At 65.3% G+C, this 22,370-nt stretch carries 8 protein-coding genes; 3 read left to right on the top strand and 5 right to left on the bottom strand.

Features of this window, described 5'->3' with window-relative positions:
• Window positions 1-254: 254 nt before the first annotated feature.
• The 3 genes from DKT68_RS06785 (at window position 255) to DKT68_RS06775 (ending at window position 5,307) form a co-directional block, all read left to right on the top strand.
• On the top strand, window positions 255-1,757 hold the full coding sequence (locus DKT68_RS06785) for a tyrosine-type recombinase/integrase (RefSeq protein WP_109816557.1): 1,503 nt from the start codon (window positions 255-257) through the stop codon (window positions 1,755-1,757).
• Between the two features lie 193 nt (window positions 1,758-1,950).
• Window positions 1,951-2,490 carry a hypothetical protein gene (locus tag DKT68_RS06780; RefSeq protein WP_146218305.1) on the top strand — a complete coding sequence of 180 codons (540 nt, stop codon included), beginning with the start codon at window positions 1,951-1,953 and terminating at the stop codon, window positions 2,488-2,490.
• Window positions 2,491-2,655: 165 nt separating this feature from the next.
• A complete protein-coding gene (locus DKT68_RS06775) occupies window positions 2,656-5,307 on the top strand; it encodes an ATP-binding protein (protein ID WP_109816555.1) in 2,652 nt (883 codons plus the stop codon).
• A gap of 583 nt (window positions 5,308-5,890) precedes the next feature.
• Here DKT68_RS06775 and DKT68_RS30875 read toward each other — a convergent pair.
• From DKT68_RS30875 to DKT68_RS06760, 5 genes are all read right to left on the bottom strand, one after another.
• Entirely contained in the window at window positions 5,891-7,120 is a 1,230-nt protein-coding gene (locus tag DKT68_RS30875) for an HNH endonuclease (protein ID WP_146218304.1), read from the bottom strand.
• Window positions 7,121-7,496: 376 nt separating this feature from the next.
• Window positions 7,497-8,330 (bottom strand): hypothetical protein, encoded by an 834-nt coding sequence (locus DKT68_RS30870; protein WP_146218303.1) that lies wholly within the window; start codon window positions 8,328-8,330, stop codon window positions 7,497-7,499.
• Between the two features lie 238 nt (window positions 8,331-8,568).
• A complete protein-coding gene (locus DKT68_RS30865; protein ID WP_146218302.1) occupies window positions 8,569-8,874 on the bottom strand; it encodes a hypothetical protein in 306 nt (101 codons plus the stop codon).
• A 188-nt stretch (window positions 8,875-9,062) separates the two neighbouring features.
• A complete protein-coding gene (locus DKT68_RS06765) occupies window positions 9,063-14,720 on the bottom strand; it encodes an RHS repeat-associated core domain-containing protein (RefSeq protein ID WP_236646756.1) in 5,658 nt (1,885 codons plus the stop codon).
• Between the two features lie 792 nt (window positions 14,721-15,512).
• Window positions 15,513-22,016 carry a carboxypeptidase regulatory-like domain-containing protein gene (locus DKT68_RS06760; RefSeq protein WP_161556627.1) on the bottom strand — a complete coding sequence of 2,168 codons (6,504 nt, stop codon included), beginning with the start codon at window positions 22,014-22,016 and terminating at the stop codon, window positions 15,513-15,515.
• Window positions 22,017-22,370 lie beyond the last annotated feature (354 nt).

Below are 22,370 nucleotides of genomic sequence, written 5' to 3'. Positions count from 1 at the left end.
GGTCGCGTACCACCTGGCCAAGTCCGACCAGTTCCCCCTGCCTGTGCTCCGATTCGGCAGCCGCTACCGCGTGCCGGTTGCGGCCATCCTCCACGCCCTGCACCTACCGCCCAACCAGCGTGGCGAGCCGCTGGCACCAGCGCCGGAACACGACCCAGCCCAGGCCGAAAGACGATCCCGGATCATCCCCGACCGAACCCGCAGCCACCTACTGCCGCACGCCCAACCCGGGGGACACACCCGAGTAGGACAGGATGGTCTTCAAACGCTGTTCGTGCCGCGACGGCGAGGGCCGCAAACTCGGCAATCGCTGCCCCCTCATCCGCCGCGCGAGCGGAGCGTGGAATCCCACCCACGGCCGGTGGGCCTACCAACTCGAACTGCCCACCCACCCCGGCCAGGCGCGCCGGCAAATACGCCGCAGCACCTTCGACACCCGCGACGCCGCCACCGGCGACCGTGACCACGCCAAAGCCCTGCTCGCCCTCGCCGCTGACGACCCGGCCGTCGCCGCTGAGATCGCCGACATGCTCCTCGCCGTCACCGCCGGCGCACCCCTGCCGGACCGCGACACCATCGCCCGGCGGGTCCGCGCCGGACTGCCCGCCACCGTCACGACCACCGTCGGCGACTACCTGTACTCGTGGCTGGCGTCCCGCCGCAGCCTCAGCAGCGTGCAACCCAACACCCTGCTGGCCTACGAGTCGCACATCCGCGTCCACCTGGTCCCGCACCTCGGCGCCATCGCCTTGGTGAAACTACGGGTGGAGCACGTCGAGGCCATGTTCGCCGCCATCGCCGAGGGCAGCACCGCCATCGAGATCGCCCGCCAGAGTGACGACCCCGCCATCCGCGCCAGCGTCCGCGGCCTGCGCACCACCAAACCGGCCAGCATGCACCGCATCCGCGCCACCCTGCGTAAGGCACTCAACGACGCCATCCGCCGTGGCAACAACCGGCTCCTCGACTTCAACCCCGCCGCCCACATCGAGCTGCCCTCCGGGGTACGCCCGAAAGCGCGGGTATGGACCGCCAAAGCCGTACAACGGTGGCGCGACACCGGCGAGCGGCCCAGCCCAGTCATGGTGTGGACCCCGCAGCAGGCCGGCGCGTTCCTCGACCACGCCGAAGAGCACGACATCGCCCTCTATCCGCTGTTCGCGCTCATCCTGCATCGCGGACTGCGCCGCGGCGCGGCTGTCGGACTCACCGACGCCGCCGTCGACCTCGACAACTGCCTGATCAGCGTCACCCAACAGATCGCCACCCACGGCTACACGCCCGTGATCAAGAAGGTCAAGTCCGAGTCCGGCAACCGGATCATGGCCATGGCCAGCATCACCCGCGTCGTCCTGCGCGCTTACCACGCCCGCCGCGCTCAGTGGAAACTCGCCACCGGTCACGCCTGGCTCGACACCGGACTGTTCTTCGTCCAACCCGACGGGAAGCCCTGGCACCTCAATGCCGTCACCGACCGCTTCGAGGTCCTCGTCCGCGACGCCGACCTACCACCGATCCGGCTGCACGACCTACGGCACTGCGCCGCCACCTACCTCAAGGCCGCCGGCGCCGACCTCAAAGACATCCAGGAACTCCTCGGCCACTCCTCCGCCGCCATGACCGACGTCTACACCTCGGTCATCGCCGAACTCGATGTCGAACGCGCCAAAGCCGAAGCCGCCGCAGAGCTCCTCTCCCGCCACCGAGGCGGAGGACCTGCCGACCAGGTATCAGTTATCGGTACTCGTCCCTGCTGACCAGGATGCCGGCCGGATCGATCATCACGACCCTGAGGAGCACGGGTCTGTGATCATTGACCCAAGATCGACCACATATCGCGCCATTACACCGGCGTCGCCATGTCCGAAGGGGCTGCTTTGTGACATGGCGAGAGAGGGCTAACCAGAGCGTGGGCGCACCGCCACGCCGCGTGCCGATACGGTGACATCCATGGATGAGCCAAGGTACGGGTATGGCAAGGAAGAACGGCCGTTGTGGTCTTCACGGGACCGCGACGCTGAGGCCATACGGCGCGTGCTCCGCGACGCCGGGTTTCGTGACGTTGGTGAGCGCCATCTGGACGGCTTTGCGGTGGAGGGCGCCTGCGGAGACGGACCGGAACCATTTTACGTCTCGTACTGCGGCTACCCCAAGAAGCCAGGGACGATAGGCCGCTACGTCCAGGCGCTGAAGCGGGCTGGCTTTGAGGTTGAGCCGGACATGAAGCTTGAGGACGTGCTGGTTGTTCAGCGGCAACCTGCCGGCCTGGTACTGAACGCGCCGCGCTCGGGACGAGCCCTGCTGTCGGCGGCGATCGTCTGCGCGGTACTCGCCACGGTCGCGCTACTCGCATCATGGATGGGTACTGGGCAGGTTCGGCTCGCTGGCGGCATCGGCTCGGCCGTGCTCGGTGTACTGGCGGCCTTCCTCGCCGGACTCTGGTACCGACGCGAGCTCGATGAACGAAGCCGGGGCGAGCAGGCAATTTAAAACTGCATCACTGTCAGGTCGGCCGCCGCCGGGCGGGATGGAGGGCCCCAGAGGGTCCTCATCTCGACGGCGTCGGGCTCTCCCGAACCTCACCTCATCCGGAGGTATGTGGAGGCTGCCTGTCAGGATCGAATACCTTGATGGTCTTCGCTCTCGGGAGGTCTGATGCCCGCTGAACTGTTCGTTGGCCGAGAGGACGAGCAATCCGCAGTCCGCGCGCTGGTTGATCGAGCGTGTGACGGCCATGGCGGCTTCCTGATAGTTGAAGGTCCGGCTGGCATCGGTAAGAGTGCCCTGCTCCGACACATCCAGGAGGCAGGCACCCCGGCTGACTTCCTGTCGGTGGGGTGCCACGTTCAGGTGGGGCAGTTGGAAGCGTACGGACCACTCATTGACCTGGCGTGGCTGATCGATCGCAACCGGCCCAAGAGGAGGCGACTGCTACGACGGTCAGGTGAGGCAGTGAAGCAGCGCTGGCCAGAACTTTTGACGTTGGTTCCGGGAGTGGGGTCGACCCTGAAGATGGTCGCGGAGACTCTCTCCGGCCCGGTGCCCGGCGCTCCGCTGGTCGAGAACCGCACCGCTGCGAGGGCAATGGCGGATGCGCTCCTACACCTCATCAAGGAAAGGTTCCCGGTGGTCATCTCAATCGATGACTTCCATCGGATCGATGAGAGCTCCTGTTCAGCGCTTTCATATCTCGCCAGGGCGGCCGAAGATCAGCGGGTTCTCTTCGTCCTTGCCGGTCGCGACGACGAACTCGTGGCGAACCAAGCCGCGCGCCTGCTCGTGGATGACCTAGTCGTCACCGGGCTCGCTCAGCGGATACGGCTACGAGGTCTGCCTATGTCGGCCATCGCCGAATACGCCGAGCGGATGTCTGCCGCCGACGTAGCACCCGTTGAGCTTGCCCGGCGCACCGGTGGGCATCCGCTCCTGCTTCGGTACTTCCTCAGCAATCGACGAGAGCTGGCGCTGCCGCCAACCCCTGAGCACCTACCGAGCGACCTGGTTGCCCCGCACCCTGAGGGCATTCAGTTGGCCGAGCAGGTACGGCTGGTGGTGGCCGCGCGGCTGAGCCGCCTCAGCGACGACGACCGTCGGCTGTTGGCTGTTGGAGCGGTTGAGGGACGGGAGTTTCACAGCAGCATCCTGGCAAGGGTTCTCGATATGCGTCATGACGGGGTCGCGGATCGGCTGCACCGGCTAACCAGGGACACAGGGCTGCTGCATCTGCTTCCGCCAAACACGTGGGACGACCGGCTGGAGGCTGACCGCTATGCCTTCGAGCATGACCTGGTGCAGGAGGCTCTGTATCGAGACCAGAGCGAGTGGCAACGGCGTGATCGGCATCGGCGGATCGGTCGGATCTTGCATGAGTACTCGGAGGATCATCGAGATCTGACGCAGGATTTGGCGCTTGAGCTTGTGCGACATCACCGCTTGGGGCGGGACTGGCCCGCAGCCGGTCGGGTAGCGCACTTTGTCGCGTGTCGGCTCTCTCAAACCGGTGCGTCAGCACCGGAGGTTGTCAAGATCGCCGAGCAAGGCCTCGAGTGCGTTCGGCGCGCCCCAGAGGACGAGGAATCGTGCCGGCTTCGAGCCCAGCTCGTCGAGCTCTTGTTGACGGCCAGCGAGCTGAGCTGGCGTACCAGACCGGAACCAGACGGGACCGTACGCCTGGAGGCTTTGTCAACGGAGGCGATGCGGGCGGCAGAAGGCTCCGGGGATGCCAATCTACGGACTCGCTCCCAGTACTTGCACGGCAAAGTGCTGCTGTACACACGAGGAGTGCCGGCCGCGCTCCCTCTGCTACGGGAGGCATGGCACGAGGCGCTGAAGAACGGCGACGCGGTTAGCATCCTGTTGGCGGGCTGCGAGTACGGGCGGCAGCTACCCAAGACTGACGTGGAGGGCGGCTTGGCAGTCCTGGCCCGTGCAGAGGCCGCTGCCTCCGAGGACAACTCGGTGCGACAGTCAGAGGATCCAGTCGTCCAGCGCGCCCGCCACATGGTCGCACTACAGATCGGCGTCAACCTCTACGACGCGGGTCGGTTGGGGGAGGCGCTAGCCCGGCTACGGGCCACCGTCCCGCAGGTGCGGCAACGCCCCAACCTGGGACTGCTACCGATCGGTCTCAACTATCTGGCGCAGATAGAGGCCGGGATCGGCGACTACACCGAGGCCGAACGGTGCCTAGTCGAGGCGGTCGGATGTCGCGATGACGAGGAGCCAGACGGTTGGCATGCCGTCAACCTGGCGTACCTCGGGGCACGCCGCGTGCAAGACCGCAGGGACGCCTTGGGTCTACGCCAGCTGAGGGACGCGCAGGTTGAGGCAGCGGTGACCTGGCAGGCGAACCTGGCGCCGCTGGTCGCGAACCTGTACGCGGCGAGCCTCTTGAGCATGGTCGACGCCGATCCGGCGTACGACGAACTCGCCGGCAACGTGCTGCGGAACTGCCTTGATGAAACCCAACGTACCGGCATGCGGCGTAGCGAAATTGTCACCCTTTCATTGCTAGGGCAGTGGCATCTCAGCCGCGGTGACAGTCAGCAGGCTTTGCAGTTCAGCGAACGTGCGACGGAGCATCTGCGCGAAGCAGGATGGCGGCTCGCCGCGGTTGTGGCAGAGGAGATTCTCTACCGACACGCGGCCGTACAGCGTGCGCTGGGCCACGATGGCGAGGCCAACGAGTCGCTCCACCTCGCCCGAGCACTGGTGCTCAAGAAGGCAGCCACGCTGGATGGTCGCCTTCGGGACCGCTTCTTGCGCGACGTACCGATCAACCGGTCGATTCTTGAAGAGGCTCACTGAGCCTCAGCGAGGTGAGAGCCGCAGCCCTGATTCAGTGCGGCAGTGACGGCTCAGCAGGCAGATCTCATCGGCTTTCGAAGCGGTCCTCGGTCCGGATCCCCTGGGCGAGGCTCCAGGTGCGGGCCGGAGGTGTCTGTGCGCCGTCAGCGGGCCAATCGCAGCTTGGTGGACGGCGGCTGCACTCTGGCCGAAACTCGGTACCTCGACGTTGAGGCCGAGCTTGCCGTGCTGGTAGTGCGTGGCTAACCCTCGGAGATCCCCGGTCCCTGCGATAGCCGCCGACGCGCTTCGCCTGCATATTTCGCTGACTGGACGCGGGGCGCGGTAGTCGATCCCCCGGCCTAAGGTCAGGACGCCTTCGACCGTGTCGGCGTGAGAGCAGGGGGCCTGCGGGCTCATGCCTGCTGTGACCTGCATAAAGGCCAGTGCCGCAACGTGCGATCTTCAATCGCAAGCGGCAACTCCGACCTCGGCAGACGCGGCCTCGGAGGCCCTCTACCGGTGTAAGGACGTGCGATCGCGACGTCGGCCCCCAGGTTCCCCCGTGCCGTCCGATGCTGATCGTCGCCGATGAGCTGCTACCTCAGCTGCGGAAGGTATTTTCGCGGTGCCAAGCGAAATAGGCAGCGCTGCTGGTCGTGTGAGCATCTACTCGTCGGTCCGCCAGCTCCGCCAGCCGTTGATCTAGCGCGGCCCTGTTGCCCGGGTCGCCGGTAACGATGACTTGACCGGTGGGGTCAACGGCGATGTAGCCAGCCTCGAAGAGGGCGTCGCACCCAAGTAGGCATGCGGGCATGGCGATGTGGTCGAGGTCGCGTGCCTCTTGTTCGGTACAGACGGCGCGCTTCTTGATGTGGGCGGCGTGGAGGAGGCGGACCGGGTACGTCTCACCGCAGATAGCACAGTCGGCGTCCGTGGCTGAGGCGAAAAGGCGCTGGCGCAGCAGGGCTTGCTCGCCACGATGAGTGGCTACGCCGAACCGTTCGAGGTTTCCTCCGAAGGTGAATGCGGCGGTTGTGGTGTCGAGCTGCGGTGGAGCGTCGAGGGTGATCACGGGAGGGCTACCGGACGAGCGGGCACCCGGCAGGGTGAGCAGTACCGCTCCGATGAACGCACTCCGATAGGTACTGGTGCGTGGGTGAAGCTCGACGCACCCGTCGCGTAGGAGGCGCCTGAGGGCATCGTCGACCCAGGCGACCGGTACAGGTTGGCCGTTGGGGCTGCGTTCGGTGCTGACGATGACGTGTGGTGGGCGTACTTCGATGACGGTGTTGAGTCGGCCTGACGCTGTGGTCAGCGGCAGACCGACCAAGCGGCGTAGGAGGTCGGTCGCGCCGGTCATCGCCTCGGCGGGTAGCTGGCCGTTCACCGAGGCGCCTCTGCCGAACGAGTGTCGTACGACGGCCAGCAATTGTCGGTCTGTCAGAGGAAACGGGTTGCCAGACCACGGCCGCGTGAGGATCGCGCTATCAGCGAAGTCCTGATCGCCAGCGAGGGCCGCGCGTGGCACCGGCTGGTCCAAGTATCGTCGCGTGAGCCGGACCGGCACCGCCCAGCGGGCGGCGACAGGATCAGGCGGCTCGACGTAATAGCCATCGTCGACTCGCCCCTCTGCCACCGATGTTGGAGGACCGGTGGTGTGACCCACCGCTACCACACCGCCGGTGCCTCCGGTCAACCAGAGAGCAACATCCTGATCAGGACGGATATCGCTGAGGTGTCGTGTCGCCGTCCACGCGGTGATCTCATGACCATCGGCGACGAAATCATGGATGCGCCACTTGGTCGGGTTGCATTGCAGGAGCCACCGCATGAGACACCTCCAGCAGTCACCTATGAACTCTCGGCACCGCGCTGGCGCCGAACGTCGGCTCGGACGGTAAGGGGCGGTCATCCAGCGGCTTGCGGCCGGGGTAGCGGTGTCAGCGCGGCGGACGGCGTTGCAGCAGCGGTTCGATCTCGGCCCAGAGTTCGTCCGAGACGATCCACGGTGGCTGCTTACCCCTCCTCACGTTAGCCACAACGAGCCTCATGTCTTGAGGACACGCCCAACATCATCTCGTTAGAACCTCATTAAGGCACCTTCAAGATGTGCTGACTTGGGACGCCCACGAGGGCGCTGCTGCGGCATCGCATCACCGCAGTCCGCTTACGGCAGGACAGAGAGCAGTAGCAGGGGCGGCACCTTCTCAAGGGATAGGCAGGACGGGACGAACCGGAGTCTCGCCGGTCAGGCTGCCGCCATAGATGGCATGCGCTAATGCTGAGTCGCGGTAGTCGGTGGCAAGAGTGAGCCAGGTCAGAAATCTGCCATAACCACCGCACAGTGCCGAGCCGCCGTCGCCGCCGCATAGGACCTCGGGATCGGTCGTAAATTCGGCTCTGTACGGGTCGTTCCCGATGATCAGGCCGAACAGATTCGGTTGCTGGAGGAAGGGCTCCTCGGCGTCAAGTCCGCCATCGGGATAACCGTCACCCCAGCGGAATAAACTGGCGGCCCCTGCTGCGCAGGCATACTCCCACTCGTCTGGTGTCGGTGGGCGCAGGCCTTGCCGAGCTAACCCAGCGATTAGCCCGGCGTGGCCGCACTCATCATTGCTGGCGTCGAGAGCGGTGTCCTCTTGACGGGCTAGAAGTGCGTCGGTTTCTTCGGATTGAACCGCAACGAGTCGTGCGGGTAGGAACACTTGGCGCGGCGGTGAGACGGTCCCGGCTAAGAACCGGTTGAGCGGTGTGGTCAGGTTGTATTCAGCAACGGCCTCGGCGAAGTCAGAGCGTTGTTGAGAGCTTGCAACGAAACCGTCAGGGTCATGGCCGAGTTGAGCGGTGCCGCCCGGCACCAACGCATAGCGGAGGTTATCGCGATCGAAGAAGGCCACCCGACCTTGCCGACCAGCATACGCATGTGGGGCTATGCCAACGAAGCTGGTCTCGGTGCTGCGCGCGACTGCGACGGCGGTGCGGCCCGCAGCCTCACCGGACAGGTCCAACCAAGCGGCGAACGTGAGGTCAGCGTGCGACATGTATGCATTATGCCTGCAAACCTTGCTCTAACCATAGGGAGACAGCACGGTCGATCACACGAGATGCGACAGACCCGGCGGGTCGACGCGCGCTGAACGACCCGCCGTGAAGACTTTGACCGGACCGGGTCAAATTCAATTCGCCGTGCACCTCGGGTGCCGCCAGTAACTGTTAGGAGCCCGAATTACGTGAGGCTGAGGATGCAGGACAGCCGCCCCTACCTAGCGACAGTTGACGTTACTGAAGATAAGCACTCGTGGCGAGAAATTGCGTCATTGAATCAGCGTCCGCCACCATCCGCACCTCATGAAGAAGTGAATCTCCACCTGGACCATCGATGCGCAGCTTGAACGAATCACTTCTCTCTACGACGAAACGGGACAGCTGCGCGCCGAACTGTTCGCAGTCAGCAATATTTTGTACCGAAACGTTCGAACCGTTGCCGGCCTTCGTAACTTGGAGGCCAGCTCTCGACAACCACTCTCGGAAGGAATCGTTTATTGCTGCGTCGTCACCAATGAACTCAATCGTTACGGCGGCCATCGTCGCATCCGTTCTGTGAGCGGCTCACTAACGTCTCTAAACGAGCCCAGCTAACGAGACCGACCGGTGTTGACGGGCCAGCATAGCATCGCGGCCCACCGACACCTCGCTAGGGCGGCGGCTGCGCTGTATCCAAGGGGTAGGCACCGACCATTAAGTCGACGCCTACCCCTTTGAGAGAACCTCGATCACCTCGATCTTGTCATACGGCCGATCATCTTTCGGTAATTGGCACCGGATGCCTGCGGGGTCGCAATCCAAACTCGATTTTGCCAACGATAGGCAATCGTTACATTTCGGTTCTCGGCGGTTTCTCGCATGGCTCCCTTGCAGTGGGAGCATGCCCTGTATTGACCCTCGATGACGACGAACCCGCCCTCCGCGACATACGGCAAGACCATCGCTCGACGTTCGGTATGTGTTGCCAGGGAGTTCAGCGGGAAACCCTTAGCCCGATCGGCTGCTGTCATGTTGCCGCTTCTCAGCGTCGTCTCGAAGATGAGTTTGCCGCTCGAATCAAAGTAGGACACCTTCGCCGTGTGTGGCGGCCGCCTCTCCGTCTTCCCGAATGCTGCGTAACCGACCCCGGCCACTCCCTGGATGAGGAACGTCTGGCTCAGGTCTTGGTACTCGCACCAGTCTGGGTGGTCGTTGCAGATCTCTGTCTTGATCGCCGATTCAACGAACTCCGAGCCGCCGACGCCTGGCGCGCACCCGTCAACGCCTGCACCCCCAAGTAGCCGGTCGGCCCAGCCGTTGCCGCCCTTGCACCACCGATCCATCTCCTCCGTGACGGCCGCTCGAAGCTCCGCCTCGGTCGGGGCGACCACGATGGCACCACCTAGGATGATTCCCGCGTTGGGTCGGCTCGGTTGACACCCCTTCCAGGCGGTCGGGTCCTTGCCGCACCCGTTCGATACCCACGTGGCCCGGCCATCGCCCGTGCCACCGCCTGTACCACCAATCTTCTCCTTGGTGCCGTCCGGCATGGTGATGATCTCGCCGCCATCGCTGGTCGGGCGTGAGTTCATCGAGCAATCGTCGTTACCGCACTCCAGGTTGCCCGTGGGGTCCGCGTAGGCGACCGGATTGCTATGCGCGTAGGTATAGCCGTGCATCTGTTGGGGGTTGGTGAGGTCCATGACCTCATCGGAGGAAATGAAGCGACCGGTGGAGCTGTCGTACTCCCGGGCTCCGAGGTGTGTGAGCCCGGTGTTGTCGTCAGTGCCACCGACGAATCCGCGTGTGTTCGGCCAAGGGGAGGCTGTGCCGCGGGCAGCACCGAAGGGACTCTGTCGGCGGATGGTCTGCGACTGGGTCGCTGCGTCAACGGAGACTAGAGCTGTGCCTTGGTGATCTGCCGCTAGCCAGGTCAGTTTGGTGGCGGTCCGCGAGGCGACCGGACTCCCGTTGTGGCTGTAGTACCGCGTGCAGCTCCTCGACTGCGTGCTGTTGCTGTAGCGGATTTCCTGCTCTGGCAGATAGAGGGTCCTGCCCTGCGGATCGCGACGGATCAGCCTGTTGCCGTCAGCGTCGTAGATGTAGCTGGTCGTTCCAGTCGCGTCGGTTGAACTCGCCAGAAATGCCTCGTTGTCCCACGTAAGGCTTTGTGTTCCGGCGCCCGACGTGGGACGGGTGAGCGTGTTGCCCATTGCGTCGTAGGTGTAGGTACCCGGCCGTGCACCCGTGGTTGAGGACAGCGTGTGTGGCTTGGTGCTGCCGGCCGCCGGGTAGGTGTAGTTGGTCACGGCGTCGCTGCCCGTACCGTGCACTGTCTCCTGCTTGCGGTTGCCGACCTTGTCGTAGGTCCACGAGTGCCAGTAGGGTGCCGGGCCGCCGAGCCCAGTCACACTCCGTGTTGCCGCACAGTCACTGGAAGCCGGTGTCCATGCTTCTGTCAATCGTCCCAGGTAGTCGTAGGTGTAGCACTGGGTGTCGTCGACCGGATCCGCGGCAACGTCACGGATCTGGGTGATGTTCCCGGCCTTGTTGTAGGTGTATCGAACGTCGCTGAGGATGTTCGGTGCGACTTGGTCGCGGTCGGTTCGGATGCCGAGAAGGCGTCCCGTCTCCTTCTCACGGGTGAATGCCTGGAAGACACGCCCACCTGACCCGCTATAAAGCTCCACCTGCTCGATCTGACCCAGGGCGTTGTAGTCCGTGTCGGCGACATAGGAGGATTGTGTCGAGCCGTAGAGCGTGCCTACGGTCTTCAGGCCGCCGAAGCCGTCGTAGCCGTAAGTCAGCGTTTCGAGTGGCAGGTCACCGTTGGTCGACGGGAAGCTGCTCGACGCCAGGCTGCCGTCGATATTCCAGGTCTTCTCGAAGTTGTAGGTGCCCGCCAGTCCGGTCTCGGAGGCTGGAATGATGACTTGGCTTCCGGTCAGCTCGTAGCTGTCGGTATATCCGAGGGCCTTAACTTGATAAGCGTCCGACCCCACAAAACGAGTGGACTGGGTGATCCGCCCCTTGGCCAGGGTGTCGTAGATCCACTGCGCCCGCTGCGTCCCGCCCACCTGGTTGTCGTACACTGCGCGCTTGCGGTTGAGAGAGTCATACAAGTACGCGAGCTTTTTATCCCGGGCATCCATGGACGTGGCCACCCGGTCATTCTTATCGTACGTGAAGGTGGTCTTGCCGCGGTCGGGATCCCGGCTCTCTGTCTGCCGGCCCAAAGTGTCGTAGGAGTAGGCCCAAACGTTGTTCGCCGCGTCGGTGACGTTTGTGAGATTTCCCCGCCGATCAATTGTGAAGCGGGTGGAGTCCCAACTTCCCGGGGTGCCGGGGGTCGGCGTGGCACCGTGGTACTGCCGCAACTCCACCGTCCGGTCGCGGGCATCGGTGACGGTCGAACTCGCTGCAGGGCTACCCTCGGGTGCTGTTACATCGGTGCGGTCTCCGGCGTAGTAGGTTTTCGTTCGCCAACGCTCGACGTTGTAAGGCTGGAAGACCGTCGCGGTTACACGGCTGATCCCGTCGTAGACGGTGCTGCTCTGGTTCGGCACCAAGGCGCGATCGATGGCTGTGCTCAGCGTGCCACCGGCGGACCCGCTCGCATGGTAGGTGCCGTATTTGACTGCCTCTCGTCCTGCGGAGTCGTAGAAGGCGTCGGTGAGCAACCGACCGCCCGATGGGGAAGCATTCTGCGTCTGACGCTGGCGGAGCAGCCCGTCGAGGAGAGCAAAACTTTCTACGTAGTCCTCGGCCGCGTTCAGACGTGATGTGGTGACTACGGTCGGCGCAACTGCGCTCAACTGGTACGTGTACTTGAGGTTCGGCTTCTTGGTGGCGATGTCCCGGCCGGGGAGCCATACCGCAGTGAGCCGGCCCAGCGGATCGTAGGCCATATTGGTAGTTTTGTTGTTGGCATCGACCGTCGACGTGGTTAGGCCCCAGGCTGGCTCAAAATTGGTGACGGCCACGTGCTGCAGCGGATTGGTAACAGTCAAGGCCGTCACGGGTCCCCCGACGGAGGGGGTGTAGGCGGTTTTAGTTTCGTATCCTATTCCGTCCCACGTGGACGTTACTCGACCCTGCGTGTCGTAGGCAGCTCGGTTCTGCGTCACAAAAGTCGGCGCGCCGCTGTTCCAGGCGGACGCCTTCTCCGTTTGGGTCGGTAGACCCCGGGTCGGTGCGGTGCCGAACGACTGGGCGTCGTAGGAGGTACGTAGCTCACTGATGAAATCCTCGTCAGTCAACGCACCGCCGGTGTCGGCACATTTGACCCCAAACATCTTGGTGGAGTGGACGCGGTCCATGATCCAAGATCCGCCGTTGCGCGGGTTGTACTCGCTCTTAGTGCACTTCTCGTCTCCAGGAACGCTTTCCTCCCCCAGGTCATCGACCTGGACTGGCATCCCGTAGGAGTCGAAGCTGTTGGCAATCTTCGTGACCCGATCCGCACGGCCGGCGTCTCGGGCCGTGTACGAACGCGTCGCTGCGATCCGATTGAACCGGGCTGTGACCGTGTCTCCATTGATCGTGCGGGTCGCCGTCACTGGCGATAGCCAGGGCTCGTTTGTCTGCCGGTTGACGACCGATCCACTGGGGCCGTTGAAGTTTATCGTCTCGCGGACGGTACCGGCGTGCCAGTCCTCGTCGTTGATACCGTCGATCTTCACGTCACGGATGCCACCGCTTGGCGAGGCCTTATCCCCGTGCATACCGCGGAAGTAGCGGGTCTCCGAGTAAGTCTGCTCCCCAGGGTCACCGACTGTCACCCCCACCCGGCCGTACCCCCGGAAGTCCGACCACGTCTTGTACTTCTTCTCCACCAGGCCGTCGTCGTCGGTGTAGTGCCACGCGGCGCCGTCGTAGTAGTCGTATTTGTAGACAACGCGAGGGCTGCCCTGGGGAGGTGCGCCTCCGGTATTGTCGCTTTCATAGATCGTTTTGACGACGTACTTGTGGAACCAGTCAGTCACCGGCGCCGGGTGGCCTTCAGGCTCCCAGATGACGGGGTAGCACAGCCGTACGTTCGTGTGCACCGCCGGCATCGTCTCGCCGGCTTTACAGTCCTGATCAGAGTACGTAACGCTGACAGTGCCGCCGGTCTCGTTGCGGATCTTGGTGATACGCATCCAGTTCATCGCCGCCGCGAAGTCCTCCGTGTCGACGCGGTTGGAGAGCTGCACCGGGGTGAACTCGATATCAGGGACGTTGACGCTGCCACCAGCTAGACCGACGTGGGAAATCTTGTCGAGCCAGAGGCCAGCTCGGGTGCCATCACCGGGGTCCGGAAAGGAGTGGCTGAACGTCCAACGTTCCACATCGCGGTATCCCGCTCCCGCCCGCACTTGGGTTGTCACGGACGCTAGTCGCTTGGTCGTCCAGAAGGTCGGGCTGAATTTGTCCGGGCACGAGGGTCCCGTACACGACGAGTCCCATGGGGTGTCGGGCCAATGCGCCTCGTCGTGGGTCGTGCAGTTGCTTACGCATCGGTCGGACTCGTTGAACTCCACCCGAAATGGGGAAGGGCTATTGAACACCGAGTCAGTCCCGCCGGCCCTGCGGGTGCCGTAGTCAATCCGGTCGAGCCACCCAGCGCGGACGTAATCGGCATCATCGTCTGGGTCCAGATTGCGGGCGTACTTGTTCGATTCCTTGCCATACCAGTAGGACGCGGTATTGCTGTGGAGATCGATGACGTAGTCAAGGTTCCAACGCCAGGCCTGGACGCAGTCCGAATCGGGGAACGCCGTCGCGTGGCACGGCTCGCCCGGATCGTTGCCAAAAACCGGGACAGTCCATGTCGAGTTGGTCTCTGGTTTCTCGGATACCCAGCCCGGCAGGCGGTTCAGGCCAAACCAGTATTGGATGCCGTCGGTGGTGGTGACCACCCAGTGCTCGCCATTGTTATCGCCGTTGCTGGCACCCGTCCTGCGCTCGATGCGCGCTCCTTCGTCATTGCGCAGGTGCCAGCGCCCCTCCACAGCATTGTAGAGCAGTTCGCCGGAGGTGCCATTAAGCGATAGAGTGGCGTTATCGGTCTCCCAGCACTGGTCGCCCGTCTCCTTGTCATTGTTCGCCGAGCCGTTCATGTCTCGTGCGCAGGGCTTGTACTGCCGTTCCACGAAGCCGCCCGGCCATGCCTCAAATCCCTCGCCCATCCAGGAGGGTTGGTTGTTGGAGGCAGCGTGTCGGCCGTCTACGGACTGGGACGAGTAGCCCAGTTGTACTTGCGGCGCCGGCCCACCGGTCGCTGGCGGAACCCGCATCGGGTAGGACCAGTTAAAGGCGCCCGAACTGCCGCCGGCCGACCATGTCGACGATGGCTGCAAGGATGTTGCCGAGTAGTCACCGGCAGGACCAGAGGCGGCCGCTTCAAGCGCCACGACGCTCGGCACCGCGCCGAGTGTCAGGCTCGCCGACACTGTCCGGGAACGAAGGTCATTCCGGGATTGCAGCGGTGTACCGACACACTCCCTACGGGTAGGCGTGTCGAGGGCACAGGCGGGCAGCGACACGAGCCGCAACCGGGTGGACCAATCTGCACCGTACGCAGTGGCGAATGAGGAGTAGTCAACGGCCAGGTCCGTCCGTCCAGCCACCTTGACGCCGTCTGCCCGGTCGAGCCGGAGCAGCAGGCCCCGCACCCCGGCACGGCCCGTGGCGGCCCTATCAAGCAGTTCGACGCGGACCCGCCCAGGAGCTGACGCGGATTCCCGGGCGCCCGATGCGGGCCGCGCGAGGCGCACCGGAAGATCACCTGCACGGGCGGCGCCCGCCGCGAGGCTTGTCACGGCTACGTCCGCCAACACCACTCCACCTGAGGGCCACACCGGGGCGGGCTTCGTCGAAGCTGCGGGCGGCCGTGGCAGCGACGGAACAGCCGAGGACTTGACGGCCTCCACCGGCACCGTCGGCACCGACTCGGCAGCCGGACGCTCGTATCCCGCAGGAGCCGCCTGCGTAGGGGTGACCTGGACAAATCCCGCCATTAAGGCGGCGATGACCGCAGCCGCTAAAGAATTGCGCAGATCACCCCTACGCGATCGAACCCTTGCCTTGCGTAGCTGGCTGGATCGAAGTGATGGCACTGGGGCCTCCGAAGGTCCGTCGGTCAGCAGGGGAGGGGTCCGCGGTAGGCGCCGCCTCCCGAACGGGATGCGGTGCCTACCGCGGTTACGAGGTGTCGGTCAGGGGGTGGGCGGATTGAATCGCAGTCCCAGACCCGGGCGGAGGACCGGTTGGCGGTAGGTGTACTGGATGGCGGAGGTGCCGTCGGTGTTCTCGATGCCGATGGTGGCGGCGCCGCCGCGTTCGAGGAAGGTGCCGTCGTTGTCGGTGTAGGCGAAGCTGTATCCGCCGGCTTCGTCGAGGATGGCCTGGAAGGTGATTCGGGTGAGTGGGTCCTCGTAGGAGTGGACGTTGCGCCATTCGATGACGAACTGGCGGCTTCCGGTGCTGCCGCGAACGGCGGTGCGGACGCTGGCGTTGCTGTCGACGACCCAGTCGTGCCAGAGCGGGTAGAGGGCGGCGTTGGGTTCCTCGGGGCTGTCGGGCGATGGGATCGGCCAGGCGTCCGGGGAGGGTTCGCCGGGGTCGACGAAGCTGACCAGGCCGTTGCTGTCCACCCAGCCGGTGTTGTACGTCTGGCCGTAGAGGTTCACCGGGAAGGGCAGGGCCACCGAGGCGTACGCGTCGTCCCCGGTCAGGGGCAGCACGGTGGTGTTCGCGGGGGTGTACGGCACAGTTTGCTCGGCCAGGGTGTATCCGCCGCCGGTCGGTGTCGTGTTCAGCGCGTAGTCGGCGGTCACTGGGGCGTTGGTGCCGACCACGACCTGCCGTACGTCGGAGCCCTTACAGGTTCCGCTGGGCACGGTGCTGATCACTGCCCAGGATCCGGCGGGTACGGCGTCGACGCGGTAGGTGCCGTCGGCGGCGGTGGTGGCGGTTTTGCCGGCGACCGCGACGGTCGCCCCGGCCACCGGGGTGCCCTGGCAGGTGATGGTGCCGGCGACGCTGCCCTGGCCGGGCGGGTTGGGCTTGAACGTGACGCCCTGCCCGCTGGCCAGCCAGTTCTCCCGATGCAGATACTGAAAACCGATGGACCCGTCGGCGTTCTCGATGCCGACGGTGGCCTCGCCACCGCGCTCGATCGACTTGGCCGGATCGATGTCAGCGTAGGCGAGGGTGATGTCGCCGCCCTCGTTGAAGATGACCTCGAAGGTGGCGCGGGTGTTGGTGTCGCCGTAGGCGTGGACGTTGCGCCACTCCACGACCCACTGCCGGTTCGGCGCCGAACCGCTGATCTTCGTCGCGATCCGGGCCTGCGAATCGACCACCCAGTCGTCCCAGTGCACGTAGACGGCGGCGTTGGGTGAGCCCTCGGCGGCTGGCGAGGGAAGGGTGCCGGGGATGGATCCGATCCAGCCGAAGTAGGCCGGGTCCTTGAAGCTGATCAGGCCGTTGGCGCTGATCCACGCCGAGGTGTACGACTCGCCGTAGAGCTTTACCGGGAACGGCGGGTTCTTCTGCCACACCGTCTCGTCGCCGCTCCAACCCTCGGTCACGTCACCAGGGACGAAAGTTTGAGCACCGGTGGTGCACTTGTAGCCGAACTCGTCACCGTCGACCATCAACGACAGGTCGACGTCCGAGGTCCCACCGGGGTGGTTAATGACCTCCTTGGCGTACTGCCCCGCGCACCGGCTGTCACCGGTCGACGCGGCCAGGGCGTACTCACCCACTGGAACGGTACTGAATTGGTAGCTGCCGTCCGCGCCGGTGGTGGTGCTGCGGTTACCCGGGTTCAGGGTGACCGTCGCTCCCGCGACCGGGTTACCGGTCACGGCGGTGGTGAGCACACCCGTGACCGTGCCTGCGGCGGCCGGCGTGTAGGTGATCGAGCTGTTGCCGGTCAGCACCGCCTCCTGGAAGGAGTACAGCGCCGCCACCGATCCCGAGGCGTTCTCCAGGCCGACGGTCGCACCCGCGCCCTGCTGAATGGGGGTCGACATCGCGCCGTAGTGGAACGCGATCCGCCCGTCCTCGTGGAAGATCACCTCGAAGGTCAGCCGCTCGGCGTTCGTCGGACGGAAACCGACGTTGCGCCACTCGATGACGTACGACCGGTTCGGAGCCGTGCCGAGCGCCTGCGTACGCACACTCGCCGACGCATCTACCTCGAAGTCGTCCCAGAACGGCGCCACCACCGCGTTCGGAGCAGCCGCCGTGGGCATCGTGGGATTGGCCCAGGTGTCCGGCTCGCCCGACGCGCTGCCGAAGCTGACCAGACCGTTGCTGTGGACCCGACCCGTGGTGTACGCCTGGCCATGGAACTGCACCGGGAACGGCATCGTCACCGACGTGGCGGTGTCGTCGCCGGTCAGGGCCAGCACGGTGGACGCCTCTACGTAGCCAGATGCGCCGGTGGCGCAGGCGTACCCGAGACCGCCGTAGTTGGGACCGAGCTGCAGGTTGCGTACGGTGTCGGCGAAGAGCTCTACCTGACTGCGTGCCGTTGCCCCGCACCGACCGGGGAGCTGCACCGCGACGGTGTAGCTGTCTGCCACCAGGCCGGTGAAGCTGTACGCACCGCCTGCCCCGGTGGTCGCACTCAGCCCACTCGGGTCGAGCGCGACCGTGGCCCCGACGACCGGGGTGCCGGCCGCGTCAGTGAGCACGCCGGAGAGGTTGTGGATCTCCAGCCCGCCCGCGACGTCCGGGCGGACGAAGGTGATCGCCCGGGTGTTCGCCAGCACCGGGTCGCCGATGGAGTAGGACAGGCCGTCCTCGCCGGCCGCGGCCTCGATGCCGACGATCGCGTTGTCGCCCTTCTCGGCGGCGTTGTCGAGTTGGTCGTAGTTGGTCGTCACCGTGCCGTCCGGCGCCAGGATCGCCTCGAACGACAGCCGCTCGGCGGTGTTGCCCTTGCGGTGCACGTTGCGCCACTCCACGACGAACCGCTGATCGGCGCCGGTGCCCGTCGTCGCGGTCCGTACGCTCGCCGACGCGTCGACCACTAGGTCGTCCCAGAACGGTGCCACTACGGCGTTCGGGTCCGCCGACGCGGGCAACTGCCCGCCACCGGTATACGGGTGCGAGCCACCCGGGTCGGTGAACGACAGGACACCGTTGGTGTCCACCCAGGCGCTGCGGTAGGCGCCGCCGTAGAACGGGAAGGCGAAGGGCAGCTGCACGGTGGCGACGGCGTCGTCACCGGTCAACGCGAGCACGGTGCTCGCGGCGGTGAAGGCGGTGGTCTGCTCGGTGCACGTGGTGCCCAGGTCGTCACTGAACGCGGAAAGGAAGATGTCGAACATCAATCCCTGGCCGTCGATCTGGATCGGCTGGCTGAGCGCCAACCCGCACCGACCGCCGACGGTCGCCGTGATGGTGTACGAACCGGTGGGGAAATTGGTCAGCGCATAGCTGCCGTCGGCACCGGACGTGGCCTGATACCCGCCAGGCTGCAGCTGGACGACCGCTCCGGCCTGAGGCATCCAGTTCGGGTCCCACACGGTGCCCGACAGGCTCGCCGCCGGCGCCACGGTGAACTTCCCCTGGTCGATGCCGCCGACCCGGTTGCCGTCGTCCACCGCGACCGCGTACACCGGCCGCTCACCGGTGGTGCTGCCCACGTTGATCGTGACGGTCGCCGTGCCACCCGCCGCCGTGGCGTTCACCGTGGTGCCCAGGCCGGTGCCGTCGACGCTGTACTTGAACTTCGTGACATTCGTGTCACCACCGGCGTCGAACTTCACCGTGAACGTCCCGCCGGCGGTGACGTTAGCGCCGTTGGGGAAAGTGATCTTCGGCTGCAACGGAACCGCCAGCTTCGCCACATTGGCCGGGGTTTCGATGAAGTTGTAGAACCGCGCGTCGTCGATGACGCCGGTGAAGTAGCTGTCGTAGGCGCCGTTCCACTTGCGCCGGCCGACGGCCACGTCACCCGTAGCGTTAAAGCCGCCGATGAGGGTGACCGTGGCGGTCTGAGCCACGCCGTTGACGTACAGGGTCATCTTCTTGGTGGCAGCGTCGTAGACCCCGCCGAGGTGGGTCCACTTGCCGGCGGTGGGCGCGGCGTTGGAATGGACGCTGTATAACGTGGCGTTGTCAGTGTCGGCCGCCGCCATGGTGAAACGCCACCGTTGGTTACTTCCAGCATATCCAAGGTGGTATGCGGGCATTCTCGCACCGTTCGCGCTGACTACCGCCTGGGCGCCGGTGCCGGACAGAGATGTGATCTTCACCCAGGCGGTGACCGTGAAGCTGGCGTCAGTGCGGACCGGGGTCGAAACCCCCGTGTCCGGGTGCGGCGTGTTGATGGTGCCGGTTCTGCTCGCCGCGGTGCTACCGGGTAGCGACAGGGCCGTACCCACACCGGATCGTCCGGCGACCCGGGTGGAGCCCGCGCCGAGGGTCAAGGCGTTGCCGTGACCGGAAACGTCGTTCGCGGTGGTGCCAGTCTCCTCGAACGTCCACTCGGCCGCCGGGCCCGATCCGGCACGAACACTGAACGTGTACGTGACCGGGGTGGAGAACCGGCCCGCGTGGTCCTTCGACCACACGTAGAGCACATTGACCCCGTCATGCAGGGGAGCCAGGGCGACCGACGCGCCGTAGTCGGTCGTACGGGCCGGCACAGTCTTCGCTGCGGTCAGCACGCCCGAGTCCAAGCTGTAGGCGTATTCCTTGACCTCGAAGGGCCGTGTGGTCGGTGCGGTGATGGTGAAGGTACCGGGCAGGCCGACGCCGCCGCGCGGGACGCCATCACTCGTGTAATTGGTCGAGGCGACACTGGCCGGCGGTGGCGGAGGCGTCGCGTCGACCGTGAACTCGCAGGTTCCGGTCCAGGCCCCGTAGTGGCTGCCGTCCCAGGTCCGGGACTGCCACACGTAACTCGTGCCGTCAGCCAACTTGCCGGAGGGGATCGCCTTCGACACGGTCGATGGGTTGCCGGCAGCCTGGGAGACCTTGTTGGTCTCGTTACGCGTGCCGCCTACCGGCCACCAGTAGAAGTAGGTGGTGAGGGACTGTTGCGAGGCGTCCGGGTCGGAGTGCTTCGCGGCCAGGATCGGCGTTGTGGTCAACACGTACGGCCGTGCGGTACCCGTGGCGCATACCTTGCCGTCCGACTTCCGGTCCGAGGGCGCGTTCGGGTTGGTGTTGTAGGTGATCGCCAACTTCGGCGACGCGTGGTTGAACCGCTTCCACTGATTCTTGGTGCCCTCGTCGATCGCCCGCAGCCCGACGGTCACGTTGGACCACTTGCTCGCCGCCGCCTTCTCCACGATTGATTTGACGTTGAACTCGATCGTCCCCGAGCCGAGGCACCCGTGGGCGGAGCCGTACTTGCGGTTGCCGACAGCCTGTGCGGTGTAGGCGCTGTACCAGGTTGGCTGGTTGTTCCACGTCGTGCCCGACGAGATGGCTCCGGTCATCCACAGCTTCGCGTTCGACTTCGGACTGCACGTCCATGACCATCGCTGCTCTACCCGGAACTGGGCGCTGAGAATGTGCTTATTGGCCACTGCGGACGTGTTCATCCGAAACAGCGACCGGATGATGTGGTCGGCGCAGCCGGAGCAGTCTTCGGTGCGCCCCGCGCCCGCCGATCCCACTGTCTTGCCATTGCTCAACGCAGACGAGTTCTGCCAGAACGAACTCGACTTGTGCTTGCTCCACACCGAGGTCCACGCGTTGCTCGCGATGCCGCCGGTCCACGACGGGTCGATGTAGATCGGCAGCTTCGTCCGCTTGTCCGACAGCAGTGCCTTGTCAGGAACCAGCGTTAACGTGTCGCCGTCTACCCGGACGGGCATGACCGCCCGCCTGGCGCCCTCCCCCGGCGCCGCCTCCACGCCCCGTGCCGCATCCTTACCCGACACCGCCTCCGCGACCTGGGCGTCCGCCTCCGCCGCCGACGGCTTGCGCTGCGGGGTGAGCGAAGGCTCCCGCTTGTCCGCTGCCGGCGCCCCGCCCGCCTTGTCCTCCGGGTTGGATGAGTCCCACATCAGTGGCGCCGGAGCCGCGAAGACGGTGCCACCCTTGCTGTCCCGCGCGGCCAGCCCACCACCCGAGGACGTGCCGACCGACACGCCCTTCGTCTGCAGGCCGAAGCGCAGCGAGGCCAGCTTCGGGTTGGCCGCAGCTTCCCGGGTCCGCACGACCAGCACCTCGGTGAACCCGAGGGGCTGAGCGGTGACCTGGAGATCCACGTCCGGCAGGACATTCGCGTAAGTCGCTGATGCCCCGTCCACCACCGGGGCGGGGAGCTTTCCGGGCCAGGACAGAGCAAGCTCGCGTGAACCGTCACGCAGCCGCGCGAACGGAGCATCGCCACCCTTGGCCGAGAAGACCACGGGCAGAACGGTCGCCCGCGGGACGATGCCCTCGCTCGTCACCTTCAACGTCGTGTCCACCGGCGCCCAGGACGAGCCCTTGCGCACCCGGGTCGGTTCAATCGTCTGCTCGAGGGTCTGCGAGCCGTCGACGTTCAGGAAGGTCTGCGACCACTCCGTCCGCTTCGACAGGTCCTCGACGCGGCGGCCGCAGGCCTCCAGCATCCGGCGGGCGGCACCCGCGTCCGGCTGCTCGTCGACGCATGGACCCTTCTTCGGCGGTGCGGCCGCAGCGGAGGTAACGGGCACCCCGAGCGCCGTGGCGGTCACCGCCGCGGCCAGCCCGACGGACATCCAGCGCCGGAACGAGCCGGACCGAACCCGCGAAACGAGTGCAGGCAAATGCCCAGCAGCCACAGAGACCCCCGTGATCATGTCTGACAGTGCGACAGACAGTAGGGGTGAACGATTATCTACGTAAAGAGCCCTTACAACTTGCAACCACAGAGCCGGCATAGCACCACATATCGCACCGGTTGATCACGCAAGGCTGACGCCCATGTGCGGGGATCCCACTAAGCCGACCGGGACACACTGGCTTGACCCAGCCGCCACGACCGTCATGTTCCCCTGCGGTCCACGCCCTCAACTGGACCACCAATTGGAAGGCATCATGGGGACCTGGCTGCCTTCCAGCACCGCAACCGC

It is taken from the genome of Micromonospora acroterricola, from assembly GCF_003172955.1.
Taxonomy (GTDB): Bacteria; Actinomycetota; Actinomycetes; order Mycobacteriales; family Micromonosporaceae; genus Micromonospora; species Micromonospora acroterricola.
The sequence above is the reverse complement of the archived record's forward strand: the minus strand, read 5'-3'. Positions and strand labels throughout refer to the sequence as shown.

What these genes read in the sequence shown, in the direction of transcription:
- DKT68_RS06785 (WP_109816557.1), top strand. Translation starts at nt 255, where the DNA reads ATGGTCTTCAAACGCTGTTCGTGCCGCGACGGCGAGGGCCGCAAACTC.
- DKT68_RS06780 (WP_146218305.1), top strand. Translation starts at nt 1,951, where the DNA reads ATGGATGAGCCAAGGTACGGGTATGGCAAGGAAGAACGGCCGTTGTGG.
- DKT68_RS06775 (WP_109816555.1), top strand. Translation starts at nt 2,656, where the DNA reads ATGCCCGCTGAACTGTTCGTTGGCCGAGAGGACGAGCAATCCGCAGTC.
- DKT68_RS30875 (WP_146218304.1), bottom strand. Translation starts at nt 7,120, where the DNA reads ATGCGGTGGCTCCTGCAATGCAACCCGACCAAGTGGCGCATCCATGAT.
- DKT68_RS30870 (WP_146218303.1), bottom strand. Translation starts at nt 8,330, where the DNA reads ATGTCGCACGCTGACCTCACGTTCGCCGCTTGGTTGGACCTGTCCGGT.
- DKT68_RS30865 (WP_146218302.1), bottom strand. Translation starts at nt 8,874, where the DNA reads ATGGCCGCCGTAACGATTGAGTTCATTGGTGACGACGCAGCAATAAAC.
- DKT68_RS06760 (WP_161556627.1), bottom strand. Translation starts at nt 22,016, where the DNA reads ATGTCCGTCGGGCTGGCCGCGGCGGTGACCGCCACGGCGCTCGGGGTG.